The sequence below is a fragment of the Thermithiobacillus tepidarius DSM 3134 genome, from assembly GCF_000423825.1.
Taxonomy (GTDB): Bacteria; Pseudomonadota; Gammaproteobacteria; order Acidithiobacillales; family Thermithiobacillaceae; genus Thermithiobacillus; species Thermithiobacillus tepidarius.
Window position 1 is genome coordinate 11,970 of sequence record NZ_AUIS01000005.1, and the last position, 16,711, is coordinate 28,680.

General features: G+C 67.3%; 12 protein-coding genes. 11 read left to right on the top strand and 1 reads right to left on the bottom strand.

The features are described from left to right. Positions 1–24: 24 nt before the first annotated feature. The 9 genes from G579_RS18500 to hemE all read left to right on the top strand — a co-directional run bounded on the left by G579_RS18500 (position 25) and on the right by hemE (position 13,186). Complete coding sequence (locus G579_RS18500; RefSeq protein WP_081662542.1) at positions 25–1,890, top strand: beta strand repeat-containing protein; 1,866 nt, start codon at positions 25–27, stop codon at positions 1,888–1,890. Between the two features lie 154 nt (positions 1,891–2,044). Next, positions 2,045–2,581, top strand: a complete 537-nt coding sequence (gene aroK / locus G579_RS0102650; RefSeq protein ID WP_028988950.1) for a shikimate kinase AroK — start codon at positions 2,045–2,047, stop codon at positions 2,579–2,581. Positions 2,582–2,628: 47 nt separating this feature from the next. Next, positions 2,629–3,717 (top strand): 3-dehydroquinate synthase, encoded by a 1,089-nt coding sequence (gene aroB, locus G579_RS0102655; RefSeq protein ID WP_028988951.1) that lies wholly within the window; start codon positions 2,629–2,631, stop codon positions 3,715–3,717. Next, entirely contained in the window at positions 3,714–4,526 is an 813-nt protein-coding gene (thyX, locus tag G579_RS0102660) for an FAD-dependent thymidylate synthase (protein WP_028988952.1), read from the top strand. Before aroB ends, thyX begins: the two co-directional genes overlap by 4 nt. 68 nt (positions 4,527–4,594) lie before the next feature. Beyond that, positions 4,595–5,746 (top strand): deoxyguanosinetriphosphate triphosphohydrolase, encoded by a 1,152-nt coding sequence (locus G579_RS0102665; protein ID WP_155989718.1) that lies wholly within the window; start codon positions 4,595–4,597, stop codon positions 5,744–5,746. Next, on the top strand, positions 5,740–5,949 hold the full coding sequence (locus G579_RS0102670; RefSeq protein ID WP_028988954.1) for a hypothetical protein: 210 nt from the start codon (positions 5,740–5,742) through the stop codon (positions 5,947–5,949). Before G579_RS0102665 ends, G579_RS0102670 begins: the two co-directional genes overlap by 7 nt. A gap of 183 nt (positions 5,950–6,132) precedes the next feature. Beyond that, positions 6,133–10,581, top strand: a complete 4,449-nt coding sequence (gene gltB / locus G579_RS0102675) for a glutamate synthase large subunit (RefSeq protein ID WP_028988955.1) — start codon at positions 6,133–6,135, stop codon at positions 10,579–10,581. Between the two features lie 78 nt (positions 10,582–10,659). After that, positions 10,660–12,051 (top strand): FAD-dependent oxidoreductase, encoded by a 1,392-nt coding sequence (locus G579_RS0102680; RefSeq protein WP_028988956.1) that lies wholly within the window; start codon positions 10,660–10,662, stop codon positions 12,049–12,051. Positions 12,052–12,121: 70 nt separating this feature from the next. Then, on the top strand, positions 12,122–13,186 hold the full coding sequence (gene hemE / locus G579_RS0102685; protein WP_028988957.1) for a uroporphyrinogen decarboxylase: 1,065 nt from the start codon (positions 12,122–12,124) through the stop codon (positions 13,184–13,186). A 604-nt stretch (positions 13,187–13,790) separates the two neighbouring features. On the opposite strand, the gene G579_RS15440 is transcribed toward hemE, so the two are convergent. Continuing rightward, a complete protein-coding gene (locus G579_RS15440) occupies positions 13,791–15,005 on the bottom strand; it encodes an alpha/beta hydrolase family protein (protein WP_051180750.1) in 1,215 nt (404 codons plus the stop codon). A 196-nt stretch (positions 15,006–15,201) separates the two neighbouring features. On the opposite strand from G579_RS15440, the gene G579_RS15445 reads away from it, so the two are divergent. Both G579_RS15445 and G579_RS15450 read left to right on the top strand, forming a co-directional pair. Beyond that, a complete protein-coding gene (locus G579_RS15445) occupies positions 15,202–16,455 on the top strand; it encodes an MFS transporter (RefSeq protein ID WP_038017893.1) in 1,254 nt (417 codons plus the stop codon). After that, the gene (locus G579_RS15450) at positions 16,448–16,705 is read left to right on the top strand and encodes a (2Fe-2S)-binding protein (RefSeq protein ID WP_051180752.1); all 258 of its coding nucleotides are present in this window, start codon (positions 16,448–16,450) and stop codon (positions 16,703–16,705) included. The genes G579_RS15445 and G579_RS15450 overlap by 8 nt, the downstream gene beginning before the upstream one ends. Positions 16,706–16,711: the final 6 nt, after the last annotated feature.

Below are 16,711 nucleotides of genomic sequence, written 5' to 3' on the forward strand. Positions count from 1 at the left end.
CAGTGTGGCGCCCCTGCTTTTGCGATGCTCTTGCTGCAGGTATGCGGGAGTGCGGGCAGCAGCACCGCACCAACCGCTTCCGGCGTGGATGGCGTAACAGGGGTTACCCTCGCAACCAGCAAAACGAGCGTCAAATCGGATAATTCAGACAGCGCGACCGTTATTGCAACCGTTCTGGGTGTGGGAAATTCGGCCATGGCCGGTGTACCCGTCACCTTCAGCGCAAGCGGGGGACAGATCAGCGCTTCGACGGTAACCACTGACGCCAGCGGCAGGGCCACCGTGAGCTTCTCTTCCGGCACCCTCGACAAGAGCAACCGGACGGTGACTGTCACCGCTTCCGTCAACGGCACCAGCAGTGCCCAGATTCCCGTTCAGATCCAAGGGTCGACGCTGAAGCTGAGTGTGGATACTACCAGCATCGTCAGCAACGGAACGTCTCCCGCCACGCTGACGGTGACCGCCAAGGATGCCAGCGGCAATCCGGTCTACAATGCGCCGGTGACGTTGTCGCTGGCCAATAACCCGGGTGACGGCTCGGCCACCTTGTCGCCCGTATCCGGCAACACGGATGTGAATGGGCGAATGACGGCCACAGTGACGGGTACCAGGGCGGGTCCGATCACCGTGAATGTCAGTGCCTTGGGAACCGCCGCCGCCCAATCGCTCACGGTCAGCGATGCGGGCAGCGAATTCAAGATCGTATCGCCTGTGGCTGACCCGATCGCGGCAAGTTTGAATTCTGCGCTCGCTTTCACTGTCCAGGCGCTTCCCGGTCAAGTCAAAGTGCGCTTTGCAAGCACTTTGGGCAAGTGGTCGGAAAACGGGGCTTCTGTTTATGACGCGACAGTGGTCGGGGGTACGGCAACGGCCACCCTGTCCTCGACGAATGCGGGGGTGGCCAACGTGCAGGCCCAAGGCATTGACGCGGGAGGCAACGTCACCGACTCCGATGGCCATACGGTCACCTTCACCTCCAGCGTGGCGGCAACCATCACGCTGCAGTCCAACGTGAACGTGCTGGCGCCCAGCACTGGCGGGACCACCAATTCGGCCGTGCTGACCGCCACGGTCAGAGATGCCAGCAACCAGCTGGTGGGCAACGCGCCGGTCGCCTTTTCCATCGTAAATCCCACGGGCGGTGGCGAAACCATATCGCCGGTCGTGCAGTTGACCTCGGCTAATACCAGCGCGCCGCTGGGCCAAGCCAATGCGACCTTTACTTCGGGCTCGCTGCCGTCCGGGGCCGGCGGGGTGACCGTGGTGGCGACTGTCGTGGGCACATCGATATCCGCGAGTACCAAAATCGTCATTGGCAATACCGCCGGGTCCGTGGTGATCGGGCAGGCTTCCAAGGTGGTGGTGCCCAACACGACCACCTACCAGTTGCCCATGTCGGTGCTCGTGGCTGATTCCAACGGCAATCCGGTGGCGAATACCACCGTCAATCTGAGCGCCTGGCCAGTACAGTATCAGACCGGCACTTATGCTCATGATAGCGCGGGGGCGTGTACGGTCACCAATGACGATGGGATCAACAATACCACCAGCGGCGACCTCCTGATTGGCGGCATCACTGGCACTTTCAACAATGAAGACGTCAATGAGAACCTGATGCTGGATGCAGGCGAGGATTTGAATGGCGATGGCGTGTTGACGCCGCCCAATTCGGCGGTGGGCTCGCTGCCGGCCACGGTGACCACCGACAGCAACGGCGTGGCCAATTTCAACCTGACCTATCTGAAGCAAAGCGGCACCTGGATCGTGGCGCGCATCAGGGCCAAGACGCAGGTGCAAGGCACGGAGGCGACTTCGAGCATAAACTTCGTACTGCCGGTGGCGCAGGACGAGTTGAGAGCGTGTGACTTGCCCAACTCCACTTACCGGTAGGAGTGAAACCAAACAGTGAAACTGCTCTATACCCCGCCCTTGTGGCGGGGTATCCTTGTTGAAATGCCTGCGTGACGAGCAGTTCGGCAGCGGTATGGCGAATGAGCGCCAAACTGCCATGAGGGTTTCAATTTCAGCTATCCGTGTGAATCGCATGCAAAGCGTCATCCTCATCGGCCCCATGGGGGCCGGCAAGTCCACGGTCGGCCGGCTTTTAGCCGGCCGACTGCATTTGCCGTTTTACGATTCCGACAGCGTGATCGTGCAGCGCACCGGGGTGTCGATTCCGACCATCTTCGAGATCGAGGGCGAGGACGGCTTCCGGGCCCGGGAGGCGCGGGTGCTGGCGGACCTGGCCGGGATGGGGCCCATGGTGCTGGCGACGGGCGGCGGCATCGTGCTGCGGCCGGAAAACCGGGCGCGGCTCAAGGCCATGGGCCGGGTGGTGTATCTGGACGTGAGCGTGGACGAGCAGTTGCGGCGGGTGCGCATGGACAGCAATCGTCCGCTGCTGCAGGTGGCCGACCCGCGCGCGCGCCTGGAAACGCTGCAAGGCGAGCGGGCGCCGCTCTATCGCGAGCTGGCGGATCTGACGCTGCGGACCGACGGGTTGCGGGCCGAGCAGGTGGTGGGCCAGATCGTGAAATTCCTGAAGGACGACGGAGCGGACGGCGGTTGCGGAAAAGCGTAAAAGGTGTAAGGATCATGCCTCGTACGTCCGACTGCATTTCCAAGACCATGAGAACCTTGACCGTCGAGCTAGGCCCTCGCGCCTATCCCATTCATATCGGCGCGGGCCTGCTGTGCCGGCCCGAGCTGCTGGAGCCCGCCCTGGGCAAGGGCCCCGTGGCCGTGGTGACCAACACCACGGTGGGGCCGCTGTACCTGCCGACCCTGCGCGAGACCCTGCAGGCCATGGGCCGGGAGCCCGTGGTGATCGAGCTGCCCGACGGCGAACAGTACAAGACGCTGGCCGCCATCGAGCAGATCGTGGACCAACTGCTGGCCCATGGCTGCGACCGCAGCACCACCCTGCTCGCCCTCGGCGGCGGCGTGGTGGGCGACATCACCGGCTTCGCGGCTTCCGTGTACCAGCGCGGCGTGCCCTTCGTGCAGATTCCCACGACGCTGCTGGCCCAGGTGGATTCCTCGGTGGGCGGCAAGACCGGGGTCAATCATCCGCGCGGCAAGAACATGATCGGCACCTTCTATCAGCCCCGTGCCGTGCTGATCGACACGGATACGCTGAAGACGCTGCCGGAGCGGGAGTATCGCTCGGGCATCGCCGAGGTCATCAAGTACGGGCTCATCGTCGACCAGGGCTTCTTCAACTACCTGGAGGACAACATGGACGCCCTGCTGGCCCAGGAGCCGGGGGTGCTCGCTCACGTGATCGAGCAGTCCTGCGCCGACAAGGCCTGGGTGGTGGCCAAGGACGAGACCGAGGGCGGCCTGCGCGCCATCCTGAACCTGGGGCACACCTTCGGCCATGCCATCGAGGCGGCCACCGGCTACGGCACCTACCTGCACGGCGAGGCGGTGGCCATCGGCATGGCCATGGCCGCGGACCTGTCGCGGCGCCTGGATCTCCTGCGCGAAAGCGAGCAGAGTGCCATCTATCGCCTGATCAAGCGCGCCGGGCTGCCGACCGCGGCCCCGGCCCTGCCGGTGGCCGACTATCTGCGCTACATGCGCGTGGACAAGAAGGCGCAGGAAGGGCGCATGCGCTTCGTGCTGCTGACCGCCATCGGCGAGGCGACCATCACCGGCGATGTCCCGGAGGCGGCGGTGATCGAGGCGATACAATCCCACATGGAGGGTCGATGAGCTTCACGCTGAACAAGCCCACCCAGGAGCTGGCCGACGAGGTGGCGCTGCGCTGCGAGCTGAATCCCGCCGGCACGCGCCGCATCGGCAACTTCGGCTTCATCGAGCTGGAGGATGCCTGGGGGGATGAGGCGACCATCGTCAACACGGCGCGCATCAGCTCCACCAACAAGCGCCTGCGTTCTTTGGCGGACTTCACCGACAAGGACCGCGCCCTGCTCTACCTGCTCCTGAAGGACAACCACGGCACGCCCTTCGAGACCGTCTACTTCCGCTATCGCTTCATCGCGCCCATCTTCGTGCTGCGCCAGTGGGTCAAGCATCGGGTCAGCTCCTGGAACGAGTTCTCCATGCGCTACCGCAAGCCCATTTCCATGGCCTATGTCCCCGATGTCGAGGCGCGGCGCGTGGACGGCTTCGAGGTGCTGGACGAGGCAGCGGTGGCCGAGTACGAAGCCCTGATGGCGCAGCTCTTCGACTGGTACGAGCGCCAGTACGAGCAGGCCTGCCAGCGCATCGACGCCGCCCGGGCGGCAGGCGAAATCCCCCAGAAAGAGGGTGGCCGCGATCCGTTCCGCGGCCGGGCGCGGGAGCTTTTGCGCAACGTGACGCCGGTGGCGGCCTACTCGGATGTCTACTGGACCATCAATTTCCGCAGCCTGATGAACTTCTTCAACCTGCGGCGCAAGCCCGACGCCCAATACGAGATCCGCCAGTACGCCGACGCCGCCTTCGAGCTCTTCGCCGCGCGCATGCCGCTGCTGGCGGAGACCATGATGCAGGTGCTGCATGAGAAGGACGGGCAGTGAGCCGCTGACGCTGCGTTGCCCCGGCCGGCCGCATGCCGTTGGCGCCGCGCCCGCGACGGCGTCCTGACATGCTGGCGCCCTACGCCGCCGATCCTGCCAAAACCCGTGGCCGGCGCCACTCCGAGGCGCCGCCTCTGGGCCGCAGCGAGTTTCAGCGCGACCGGGACCGGGTCATCCACTCCAAGGCCTTCCGGCGCCTAGAGTACAAGACCCAGGTCTTCGTCAACCACGAGGGCGACCTGTATCGCACCCGGCTCACCCATTCCATCGAGGTGGGGCAGATCGCCCGCTCCATCGCCCGGCAATTGGGCTTGAACGAGGATCTGACCGAAGCCATCGCCCTGGCCCATGACCTAGGGCACACGCCCTTCGGGCACGCCGGCCAGGATGCCCTGAACGCCTGCATGCAGTCCTACGGCGGCTTCGAGCATAATCTGCAGTCGCTGCGGGTGGTGGACGAGCTGGAGGAGCGCTACGGCGCCTTCCCGGGCCTGAATCTCTGCTTCGAGACGCGCGAGGGCATCCTCAAGCACTGTTCGCCGGCGCGCGCGGCGGCGCTGGGCGAGGTGGGGCGGCGCTTCGTCGACGGCGGCCAGCCGAGCCTGGAGGCGCAGATCACCAATCTGGCCGACGAGATCGCCTACAACAATCACGACATCGACGACGGCCTGCGCTCCGGCCTGCTCACCCTGGAGCAGTTGAGCGAAGTGCCGGTATTCCGGCGGGTTTTCGAGCAGGTGCGGGCTCTCTATCCGGATGCCGGCGAGCGGGTGCTCGCTTACGAAACCATCCGGCGGCTCATCAGCCAGTTCGTCACCGATCTGGTGGAGACCACCCGGGCGCGCATCGAGGCGGCGGGGGTGGCCGGCATCGAGGACGTCCGCGCCCAGCGGGAGCCGCTGGCGACCTATTCGCCCGCGCTGCAGGCCCAGAACCGCGAACTGAAGCAGTTTTTGCGGCGCGGGCTGTACCGCCATCCGCAGGTGCACCGCCAGAGCGAAAAGGCCAAGCGCCTGGTGACCCGCTTGTTTCAGGCGCTATTCGAGGATCCGCGCTTGCTGCCGCTCAAGCATCAGCAGCGGGTGGCGGCATTGGAGCAGGAGCAGGGGCCGGCGGGGCGCGCCCGGGTGGTGGCCGATTATATTGCCGGGATGACCGATCGTTTCGCCATCGCCGAATTCGACAGACTTTTCGATCCCCACGGAGTCACCACATGCTGACGGGCTTTTTGTCGGGCGTGAGCACGGGCTTGAGCCTGCTGCTGCCCATTCTGCTGATCATTCTCATCCTGCTCTGGTTCTTCACGCCCTTCCTGCTGCTGCGGCAAATCCGGCTGCTGGCGGAGATCCGGGACCTGCTGGCGGCGCGGGGGGCAGATGCCGCGCCCGCGGATGCCACCGACCGGGCGGAGGAGCCGCGCTGAGGCCGCCTCGCGCGCAACGGCGCCGCAAGGCGTCCATCAAACTTTTCTAATATTTTGGGTCTAAGTTCGTTGAATGTGCGGGCGGGACGATAGTATACTTGCAGGTTCGACTGCCACCACGGCGATGCTCGGGTCGGCGCGCGCCGCCGAGATTCTGTGACCCTGGGCGAGGGCTTACTCACTGTGAACGATCTGAAACACTCCCTATATTCTCCCGAATTCGAAAAAGATTCCTGTGGCTTTGGTCTGATTGCCCAGATGGACAACGTGCCGAGCCACTACATCGTGGCCACCGCCATTGGCGCGCTGGGCTGCCTGACCCATCGCGGTGCCGTGGCCGCCGACATGAAGAGCGGCGACGGTTGCGGCATTCTGGCGCAGATGCCCGAGGCCTTCATGCGGCAGGTGGCCGCCGAGCAGGGCTGGATTCTCGGCGAGTGCTTCGGCGTCGGCCAGTTCTTCCTGTCGCCCGACGCGGGCCGCGCGCAGGCCTGCCGTGACGCCATCGCGGCCGAGGCCCGGGCCTTGGGGCTCGAGTTCGCCGGCTGGCGCGAGGTGCCCACCAATGGCGAGGCCGCCTGCGGCGTCGAAGCCCTGAAGAGCCAGCCCGCGGTCTGGCAGGCTTTCATCAATGCGCCGGCCGGCCTGGCGGCGGACGCCTTCGAGCGCCAGCTCTTCGTGCTGCGCAAGCGCGCCGAGAAGCAGTTCGCCGATGACGGCTACTTCTTCGCCGTGACCTGCTCGTCCAAGGTGGTGGGCTACAAGGGCCTGGTCATGCCCGCCCACCTGCCCGACTTCTACCCGGACCTGCGCGACGAGCGCTTCGCCTCCGCGCTGGTCACCTATCATCAGCGCTTTTCCACCAATACCTGGCCCGAGTGGCGCCTGTGCCAGCCCTTCCGCGTGCTGGCCCACAACGGCGAGCTGAACACGCTGCAGGCCAATCGCTCCTGGGCCAAGGCGCGCGAGGCCAACCTGTCCTCGCCCTACTTCGAGAACATGGACGACATCCGGCCCATCGTCGGCGGCGGCTCGGACTCCTACAGCCTGGACAACATGCTGGAGACCCTGCTCATGGGCGGGGTGGACTTCTTCAAGGCCGTGCGCCTGCTGGTGCCCTCCGCCTGGCAGAACATGGAGAGCCTCGATCCGGACCTGCGCGCCTTCTACGAGTACAACAGCATGCGCATGGAGCCGTGGGACGGCCCGGCCGGCCTCGTCTTCAACACCGGCGACATCGCCGCCTGCATGCTCGACCGCAACGGCCTGCGCCCGGCCCGCTACGTGATCACCAAGGACCGCGTCATCAACATCGCCTCCGAGGTGGGCGTGTTCAACTACACCCATCAGGACGTGCTGGTGAAGGGCCGCGTCGGTCCGGGCCAGATGGTGGCGGTGGACCTGCATAGCGGCGCGTTCCTGGACAGCAACGCCATCGATGCCCGGCTCAAGCAGTCGCAGCCTTATCGCCAGTGGCTGCGGGATCACACCGTGCACCTGCCCGCCGATCCGGAGGCGCCGGAAGAGCCGGCCCAGAGCCTGGGCGACGAGCTGCCCGTCTTCGAGAAGGCCTACGGCGTCAGCCTGGAGGAGCGCGATCAGGTCATCCGCGTGCTGGCCGAGGACGGCCAGGAGGCGGTGGGCTCCATGGGCGACGACACCCCCATGGCGGTGCTGTCGCGCCAGGTGCGCCACATCGCCGACTACTTCCGCCAGCAGTTCGCCCAGGTGACCAACCCGCCCATCGATCCGCTGCGCGAGGCGGTGGTCATGTCCCTGAACACGGCTTTCGGCAGCGAGTCCAACCTGTTCGAGGAAAAGGCGGAGTTCGCCCGCCGCATCGAGGTGCACTCCCCGGTCCTGCCCGACGACAAGTTCCAGGCGCTGACCAGCCGGCCCGAGCCGGAATTCCGCGCCGGCTTCCTCGACATGACCTACGCCAGCGGCGAGGGCAATCTGGAACTTGCCATCGCGGCGCTGGCGGAGGCGGCGGTGGCGGCCGTGCGCCAGGGCACCGTGATCCTGGTGCTGTCCGACCGCCAGTTGGCCCGCGACCGGCTCTACATCCCGGCCATGATGGCCGTTGGCGCGGTGCACCACGCCCTGATCGACGCCGGCCTGCGCACGCGCTGCAACCTGATCGTGGAGACTGCCACCGCGCGCGATCCGCACCACTTCGCCAGCCTGATCGGCTACGGCGCCACCGCGGTCTACCCCTATCTCGCCTACGAGATCATCCGCGACATGGGCCGCCGGCGCCAGTTCACCCAGCCGGTGACGGTGGAGAAGGCCCTGCAGAACTACCGCAAGGGCATCAACAAGGGCCTCTACAAGATCATGTCCAAGATGGGCATCTCCACCATCGCCAGCTATCGGGGCTCCCAGCTCTTCGAGGCCATCGGCCTCGATCGCCGGGTGGTGGAGCGCTGCTTCACGGGCACGGTCTCGCGCCTGGAAGGCGCTTCCTTCGAGGACTTGGAGGCGGACGTCCGCCAGCTGCTGCGTGACGCCTACAGCCCGCGCAAGAAGCAGAGCGCCGGCGGATTGCTGAAATTCATGCACGGCGGCGAATACCACGCCTACAACCCGGACGTGGTGATCAACCTGCAGCGCGCGGTGAAGTCCGGCGATTACGGCGACTACAAAGTCTTCGCCGAGCTGGTCAACCAGCGCGGCGTGGCCACCCTGCGCGATCTCCTGAAGTTCAAGGAGACGCAGCCCATCTCCATCGATGAGGTGGAGTCGGTGGAGAGCCTCACCAAGCGCTTCGATTCGGCGGCCATGAGCCTGGGCGCCCTGTCGCCCGAGGCGCACGAGGCGCTGGCCATCGCCATGAACACCCTGGGCGGGCGCTCCAATTCCGGCGAGGGCGGCGAGGACCCGGTGCGCTACGGCACCAACAAAATGAGCAAGATCAAGCAGATCGCCTCGGGCCGCTTTGGCGTGACGCCGGAGTACCTGATCAACGCCGAGGAGCTGCAGATCAAGGTCGCCCAGGGCGCCAAGCCCGGCGAGGGCGGTCAGTTGCCGGGCCACAAGGTCAACGGCCTCATCGCCCGCCTGCGCTATGCCAAGCCCGGCGTGGCCCTGATCAGCCCGCCGCCGCACCACGACATCTACTCCATCGAGGACTTGGCCCAGCTGATCTTCGACCTCAAGCAGATCAACCCGGCCGCCTACGTGTCCGTGAAGCTGGTGGCCGAGGCCGGGGTGGGCACCATCGCCGCCGGCGTGGCCAAGGCCTATGCCGATCGCATCGTCATCGCCGGCTACGACGGCGGCACCGGCGCCAGCCCGCTGAGTTCGGTGAAGTATGCCGGCAGCCCGTGGGAGCTGGGCCTGTCCGAAACCCACGTGACCCTGCGCCGCAACCACCTGCGCCACCGGGTGCGCCTGCAGACGGACGGCGGCCTGAAGACCGGCCTCGACGTGGTCAAGGCGGCGCTGCTGGGCGCCGAGAGCTTCGGCTTCGGCACCGCGCCCATGATCGCCATGGGCTGCAAGTACCTGCGCATCTGCCACCTGAACAACTGCGCCACCGGCGTGGCGACCCAGGACGATGGGCTGCGCAAGCACTTCATCGGCCTGCCGGACATGGTCATCAACTACTTCCGCTTCGTCGCCCAGGAAGTGCGCGAGATCATGGCCAGCCTCGGCGTGCGGCGCTTCGACGAGCTGGTGGGCATGACCCAGCTGCTGGAGCCTGTGGCGGGCGAGACGCAAAAGCAGCAGCGCCTGGACATCCGGCCCATCCTGGCCAACGCGGCCATGGGCGCCGAGGCGGACAGCAACATCCAGACCCAGCCGCGCAACGAGCCCTTCGACAAGGGCCAACTGGCGGAGCAGATGGTGGCCGACGCCATGCCCGGGATCGAGCAGAAGATCGCCACCCGCCTGCATTACCGGGTGCGCAACACCAACCGTTCCATCGGCGCGCGCCTGGCCGGCGAGATCGCCCGGCGCCACGGCAACACCGGTATGCCCGCGGACACCATCCAGATCGACCTGGAGGGCACGGCGGGGCAGTCCTTCGGCGCTTTCAACATCCAGGGCCTGCGCCTGACCCTGACCGGCGATGCCAACGACTACGTGGGCAAGGGCATGAACGGCGGCACCCTGATCATCAAGCCGCCGGCGGGTGTGTCCTATGCCAGCCAGGAGTCGGTCATCGTCGGCAACACCTGCCTCTACGGCGCCACCGGCGGTCGGCTCTATGCCGCGGGCATGGCCGGCGAGCGCTTCGGGGTGCGTAACTCCGGCGCGGTGGCGGTGGTGGAGGGCCTAGGCGATCACGGCTGCGAGTACATGACCGGCGGCATGGTCACGGTGCTCGGCGAGACCGGCGTCAACTTCGGCGCCGGCATGACCGGCGGCCTGGCCTTCGTCTATGACGCCCACGGCCGTTTCGCCGACCGTCTGAACCGGGAACTGGTGGACATCCACCGGGTCCATATCGAGTCCATGGAAGGCTACGCCACCCTCTTGCGCCGTCAGGTGCAGGAGCACGTGCAGGCTACCGGCAGCACTTACGCCGAGGGCCTCCTGGACCGCTGGGACGAGGTGCTTCGCCACTTCTGGCTGGTCGCCCCCAAGGCGGCGCGGCTGGAGGTGCTGCTGGAAGAAGCGAGCTAAATCGGTGAGCGGCGGGTTCGCGAGGCGGGCAGGCCGCCACGCCTTGCGCCTCACCCCTCACGCTAAGAAGAGGTAAGAATGGGAACCTTTTCCTTTGTCAAAACGCCCCGCAATGATCCGCCCAAGGAAGCGGCGGAGAAGCGGTCGAAAGAGTTCAAAGAGATCTACGCCAAGTTCGACCTGGAATCGGCCAAGCTGCAGGCGGAGCGCTGCCTGAGCTGCGGCAATCCCTATTGCGAATGGCGCTGCCCGGTTCACAACTACATCCCCAACTGGCTGCAGCTGGTGGTGGAGGACCGCATCCACGAGGCCGCCGATCTCTCCAACCTGACCAACACCCTGCCCGAGGTGTGCGGGCGCGTGTGTCCGCAGGACCGCTTGTGCGAGGGGGCCTGTACCCTGAACGACGGCTTCGAGGCGGTGACCATCGGCGCGCTGGAGCGCTTCATCACCGAGGAGGCCCTGGCGCGCGGCTGGCAGCCCAAGAAGCCCGAGGTGCAGCCGAGCGGCAAGCGGGTGGCCATCATCGGCGCCGGCCCGGCCGGGCTGGGCTGTGCCGACATCCTGACCCGCAACGGCGTCGAGGCGGTGGTCTATGACCGCTATCCGCGCGTGGGCGGCCTGCTGACCTTCGGCATTCCCGAGTTCAAGATGGAAAAGCAGGTCATGCAGCGTCGCGCCGACCTGCTGGCCGAGATGGGCGTCAAGTTCGTGCTCAATACCGAAGTGGGGCGCGACGTCATGCTGGAGGATCTGCTCAAGGAGTATGACGCCGTCTTCCTGGGCATGGGCACCTACCGCTACAAGCAGGGCGGCTTCCCCGGCGAGGACCTGCCCGGCGTCTACGCCGCGCTCGACTTCCTGATCGGCAACGTGCGCCACAACCTGGAGCTGCCCCAGGAGAACACGCCCTTCGTCAGCATGGCCGGCAAGCGCGTGGTGGTGCTGGGCGGCGGCGACACGGCCATGGACTGCACCCGCACCAGCATCCGCCAGGGTGCTGCCAGCGTGATCTGCGCCTACCGCCGCGACGAGAAGAACATGCCCGGCTCCAAGCGCGAGGTGGCCAACGCCCGCGAGGAAGGGGTCCAGTTCCTCTTCAACCGCCAGCCGGTGGAAATCGTCGGCAACGGCCGGGTGGAGGGCGTGAAGCTGGTGGAGACCCGCCTGGGCGAGCCGGACGCCAAGGGCCGCCGGCGGCCCGAGGTGGTGCCCGGCTCCGAGGAGATCCTGCCCGCCGACGCCGTGATCATCGCCTTTGGCTTCGATCCCTCGCCGGCCGCCTGGTTCGCCGACTTCGGCATCGAGCTGGACGAGCGCGGCCGGGTCAAGACCGACGTGCGCTTCCAGACCAGCAATCCCAAGATCTTTGCCGGCGGCGACATGCGCCGCGGCTCCGATCTGGTGGTGACCGCGGTGGACGAGGGCCGCAAGGCGGCCGAAGGCATCCTGGACTACCTGGGAGTCTGAGCTCCGCGCAGCCCGATCGTTCGTGACAGAGCCGCCCGACCCCGGGCGGCTTTTTTGAATGGGATATCCGATGACGCCGCTACAAAACGATACTTTCCTGCGCGCCTGCCTGCGCCAGCCCACCGACTATACGCCGGTCTGGATGATGCGCCAGGCCGGGCGCTATCTGCCCGAATACCGGGCTACCCGGGCCAAGGCAGGCTCCTTCCTGGATCTGTGCATGAGCCCGGAGCTGGCCACGGAGGTCACTCTCCAGCCGCTCGAGCGCTTCCCCCTGGACGCGGCCATCCTGTTCTCCGACATTCTCACCGTGCCCGGCGCCATGGACCTTGGCCTGCGCTTCGCCGAGGGCGAGGGGCCGGTGTTCGAGCGGCCGGTGCGCAGCGCGGCCGACGTGGACCGGCTCTTCGTGCCCGATCCCGAGGGCGAACTCCGCTACGTCATGGACGCGGTGCGCTCCATCCGCCGCGCCCTGAACGGCCGCGTGCCGCTCATCGGCTTCGCCGGCAGCCCGTGGACCCTGGCCACCTACATGGTGGAAGGCGGCGGCAGCAAGGAGTTCGCCCGCATCAAAGGCATGCTCTACGGCGAGCCGGCCACCCTGGCCAGGCTCCTCGACCTCCTGGCCCGCAGCGTGACCGCCTACCTCAACGCCCAGGTGGCGGCCGGCGCCCAGGCCCTGATGATCTTCGATACCTGGGGCGGCGTGCTGACCCCGCGCGACTATCGCAATTTCTCCCTCAACTACATGGCTCAGATCGTCAGCGGCCTGACCCGCGAGGCCGAGGGCCGGCGCGTGCCCGTCATCCTCTTCACCAAGGGCGGCGGCCAGTGGCTGGAGACGATGGCGGAGGCCGGCGCGGACGTGCTGGGCGTGGACTGGACCACAGAGCTCGGCGACGCCCGCCGCCGCGTCGGGCACAAGGTCGCCCTGCAGGGCAACATGGACCCGTCCGTGCTCTACGCCGATCCGGAGCGCATCCGCGCCGAGGTGCATTATATCCTGGACAGCTTCGGTCCCGGCTCCGGCCATGTCTTCAATCTCGGCCACGGCATCCACCAGCACGTGGAGCCGGAACATGCGGCGGCTTTCGTGGCGGCGGTGCATGAGCTGTCGAGGGCGTATCATCGGTAGGACGTAGCTTGGGCTGAGCTTGCTTCAGCCCAACGGTTTGAGGGGTGGAGCGGGCTGCGCCCGCGGCTGGTTGGATGTCGGGCTGCCCGACAGCCGGTTGCTTTTCTGGTGCGCCCCGGAAAAGTAACCGACAGAAGGCGCCCCGGCCCGCCGCCTGGCGCGACGCGGCGGGACAACGAAGCGGAAAAACCAAAACCCTGAACCCCGCTGCCGCCACTGGCCATGGGAGCGGGCTTGCCCGCGATCAACCATGCCAGTCGCCCCTGCATCGCGAGCCAGCTCGCTCCTACGGCCCCGGAGCCAGCCCCTCAGCGCTTGGCACGGCACCGCACAGCCGCCCGGCATACCTGCTCCCGCCGGGCGCGGGCAAGGTGAGGGGATAATCTTGCGAGTACCCGGGCATGGCTCCCGGGTCGCGTTGCCGCCTCCGGCCGTAGGAGCGGGTTGGCCCGCGATCCGTCGTTCCGGCCGCATCGGATGGTGGACCAACCCGCGCCGGCAATGCCGGGCAGCGGCGCCGCCCCTGGGTTCATGCCGGGGTGCCGTCAATGGCTGCCCGCGCCCGGATCGCCCGAACCCGGAGCCTTTGGGCTGCTCCTGCACATCAGTTCTCACCCAAGAGCACGCGCTCGCCCTGCTCCCTCTCCCCCAGCAGCGCATGCACTGCCTGGTACATCCGCCAGAAATCCGGCAGGTCCTCGGTCCAGAACCGCCAGGACAGCAGAGGCTGCTCCTTGAATTCCACGTGGACCAGGATGTGGTGGATGAGGTAAAGCCGGGCTTGGCCGCGGGGCACGGCCTGGGCCAGGCGGATGCTTTCGGTGTAGGGGATGAGGTTGTCGTCCATGCCGTGGACCAGCAGCAGACGGGCGCGCAGGCGGCCGAGATCCTTGTTGTGCAGGCTCAGGGCATCGATTACCGCAAGAAACTTCGGCGGCAGCCGGGCGATGAGCGCGGGGGTGCGTCGGGGATCGCGGTTGGTCAGCAGGTCGTAGACCGCCCGGCCCTCGGGACCGAGGCGAGGCGCCAGGGCGGCGATGTCGGCCTGCGGGTTCTTGAGCCTGAGCTGCACCATGCGGTCCAGCACGGCGCGATCCTGCGTACTGTGCAGGTGGGGGATGCTGCTCATGGCGAAGACCAGGGTGCCGTACTCGTCCGGCTTCAGGTAGGTCCAGCGGCCGCCCACGGACTGGTAGCCGGTGGTGAAGTAGGTGATGGCGCTGTGCAGGTCGTAGTAGCCGCCGATGCCCAGGATGAAGCGCACCCGGTCGCGGATGTCGGGCTCCAGCGCGCCCAGCACAGCCAGACCGACGGCGTAGCTCATCGCCCCCATGCCGGCGCGACCGTCCGGCGCAAGCTCCGGACGGCTGGCGAGATAGGCGAAGGCATCGGCCACTTCGCGCACATTGCCCGGTTGCACGTGCAGATCCCTGAAGCTGGGCATGGACGGAGTGAGCACGGCGAAGCGGGCGCGGGCCAGGGTGGTGGCCAGGGCGACCAGCCTGGGGTCCTCGTTGCCCAGGGGCACGATGCCGGGCACCAGGACGATGCCGGCCCGCGGCGGGCCGTCCGCCGGCAGGTAGAGGTCCGCCCGGTGGCTGCGCCCGGCCACCGCGTAAGCCACGGCGACACGCCGCGGGGGCGGCGTGCTGGCTTTGAGGCGCGACGGCTGGCCGGCGGCGGCGATGTCCTCCAGGACCAGGACCGCGTCATAGGCGCGCTGCGGGGCGCAGGCGCCGAGCAGGAGCAGGCAGCACAGCGCCGCCCACAGGCGCAGTGAGGAACCGTATCCACCGGCGAGTGCCGTCCCGGATTGCATGCCGCCTCCGTCGCGCCGTTCCCGTCCTCAGGAGCATCCCCGTTCCCCTCATTCTAGTCAAATTCTCCCGGCCCGTGCCGAGCAGTCCTCGCGCCCCGAGGCGCGGCCGCGTTTCAAAACGGCATGCGGGCTGCCATACTCGTAGGGCGGCCAAATGGCCCTGCAATGGAAAAGACACATCGTGGAAGGGGGCGGCTTGTATCGTTTCAGAATCCTGGCGCTGTTGCTCGGCCTCTCGGTGGTGACCTACCTGGACCGGGTCAACATCAGCGTGGCGGCGCAGCGCATCATGCCCGAGTACGGCCTCGACGCCATCACCATGGGCTATGTCTTTTCCGCCTTCACCCTCGGCTATGCCCTCTTCCAGATCCCCGGCGGCTGGCTGGCGGATCGCTTCGGTCCCCGCCGTATCCTGAGCCTGGCGGTGCTGGCCTGGTCTGTTTTCACTGCGGCCACCGCCGTGGCCGGCGACAGTCCCTTGGTCGCAGCTTTGGGCGTGGCGGGTGCGCTGGTGCTCACGCGCGTGTTGATCGGCATCGGCGAGGCGGCCGCCTATCCCGCCTACAGCCGGGTCATAGCCGACTGGTTTCCGCCGCGCGAGCGCGCCCTCGGCCTGGGCGTGACCATCGCCGGCGTGGGCTTGGGCGCCGCCGTGACCCCGCCGTTCATCGCCTGGATCATGGAGCACTGGGGCTGGCGCTGGGCCTTCTGGATCTCCGCCGCCGTGGGCGTGGCGTTGGCGGGGCTGTGGTGGCGGGTGGCGCGCGACCGTCCGGAGCAGCATGCCCGCGTCGGCGCGGCGGAACTGGCCGTCATCCGCGGCGGCCGCGGCGGTGCCGAACGTCCGCTGGCGGAGCCCTGGGGGTTGGTGCTGCGCGACGGCCGGGTCTGGCTGCTGACCTTCGGCTATTTCTTCTTCTGCTACGTGATCTACGTCTATCTTTCCTGGTTTTACCTGTACTTGGTGCGGGAGCGCGGCTTCGCGGTGCTGGAGGGAGCCTGGTACGCCATGGGCCCCTTCATCGCCATCACCCTGTTCACGCCGCTGGGCGGTTGGCTGACGGACCGTCTGAGCGGTCGCCTGGGCGCCCTGCCGGGGCGGCGCCGGGTGGCCATGCTGGGCCTCGGTCTGACCGCCCTGTGCATCATGCTGGGCGCCACGGCCGTGCAGCCCTTGTGGGCGGTGTTCTTTCTGTCCCTGGGCGCCGGCTGGCTTTACTTCGCCGTGACCCCGTTCTGGTCCATGGCCATCGAGATCGCGCCGGGCCGCGCCGGCGCGGTGGCGGGCATCATGAATACGGGCGGCAATCTCGGCGGCGTGCTGTCGCCGGTCGCCATCCCCTGGCTCGGCCAGCATTACGGCTGGAGCGTGGCGCTGGCCACCGCCGCCGGCGCCGCGCTGGCCGCCGCGGCGGTCTGGCCTTGGCTGCGGAGCCGATCCCATGGCTAAGCGCCAAGTGCGCATCGAGCGCTGCGTCTGCAAGAACCAGCCTTTCGCCCGGCTCAAGGCGCTGGCGGCCGAACTGGACAATGACGTCGAGCTCCTGGCCCTGGCCACCGGCGCCAGCACCGACTGCGGTCGCTGCCGGCCCTGGGTGGAGCGGATGCTGGCCACAGGGCAGACCTGCTTTCTGGAAGAGCTGGAGGACGATGCGCGGGGCCGCGATTTAGCGGCCCATTTCGGCGAGGAGAAGGGGTAGGCCGAT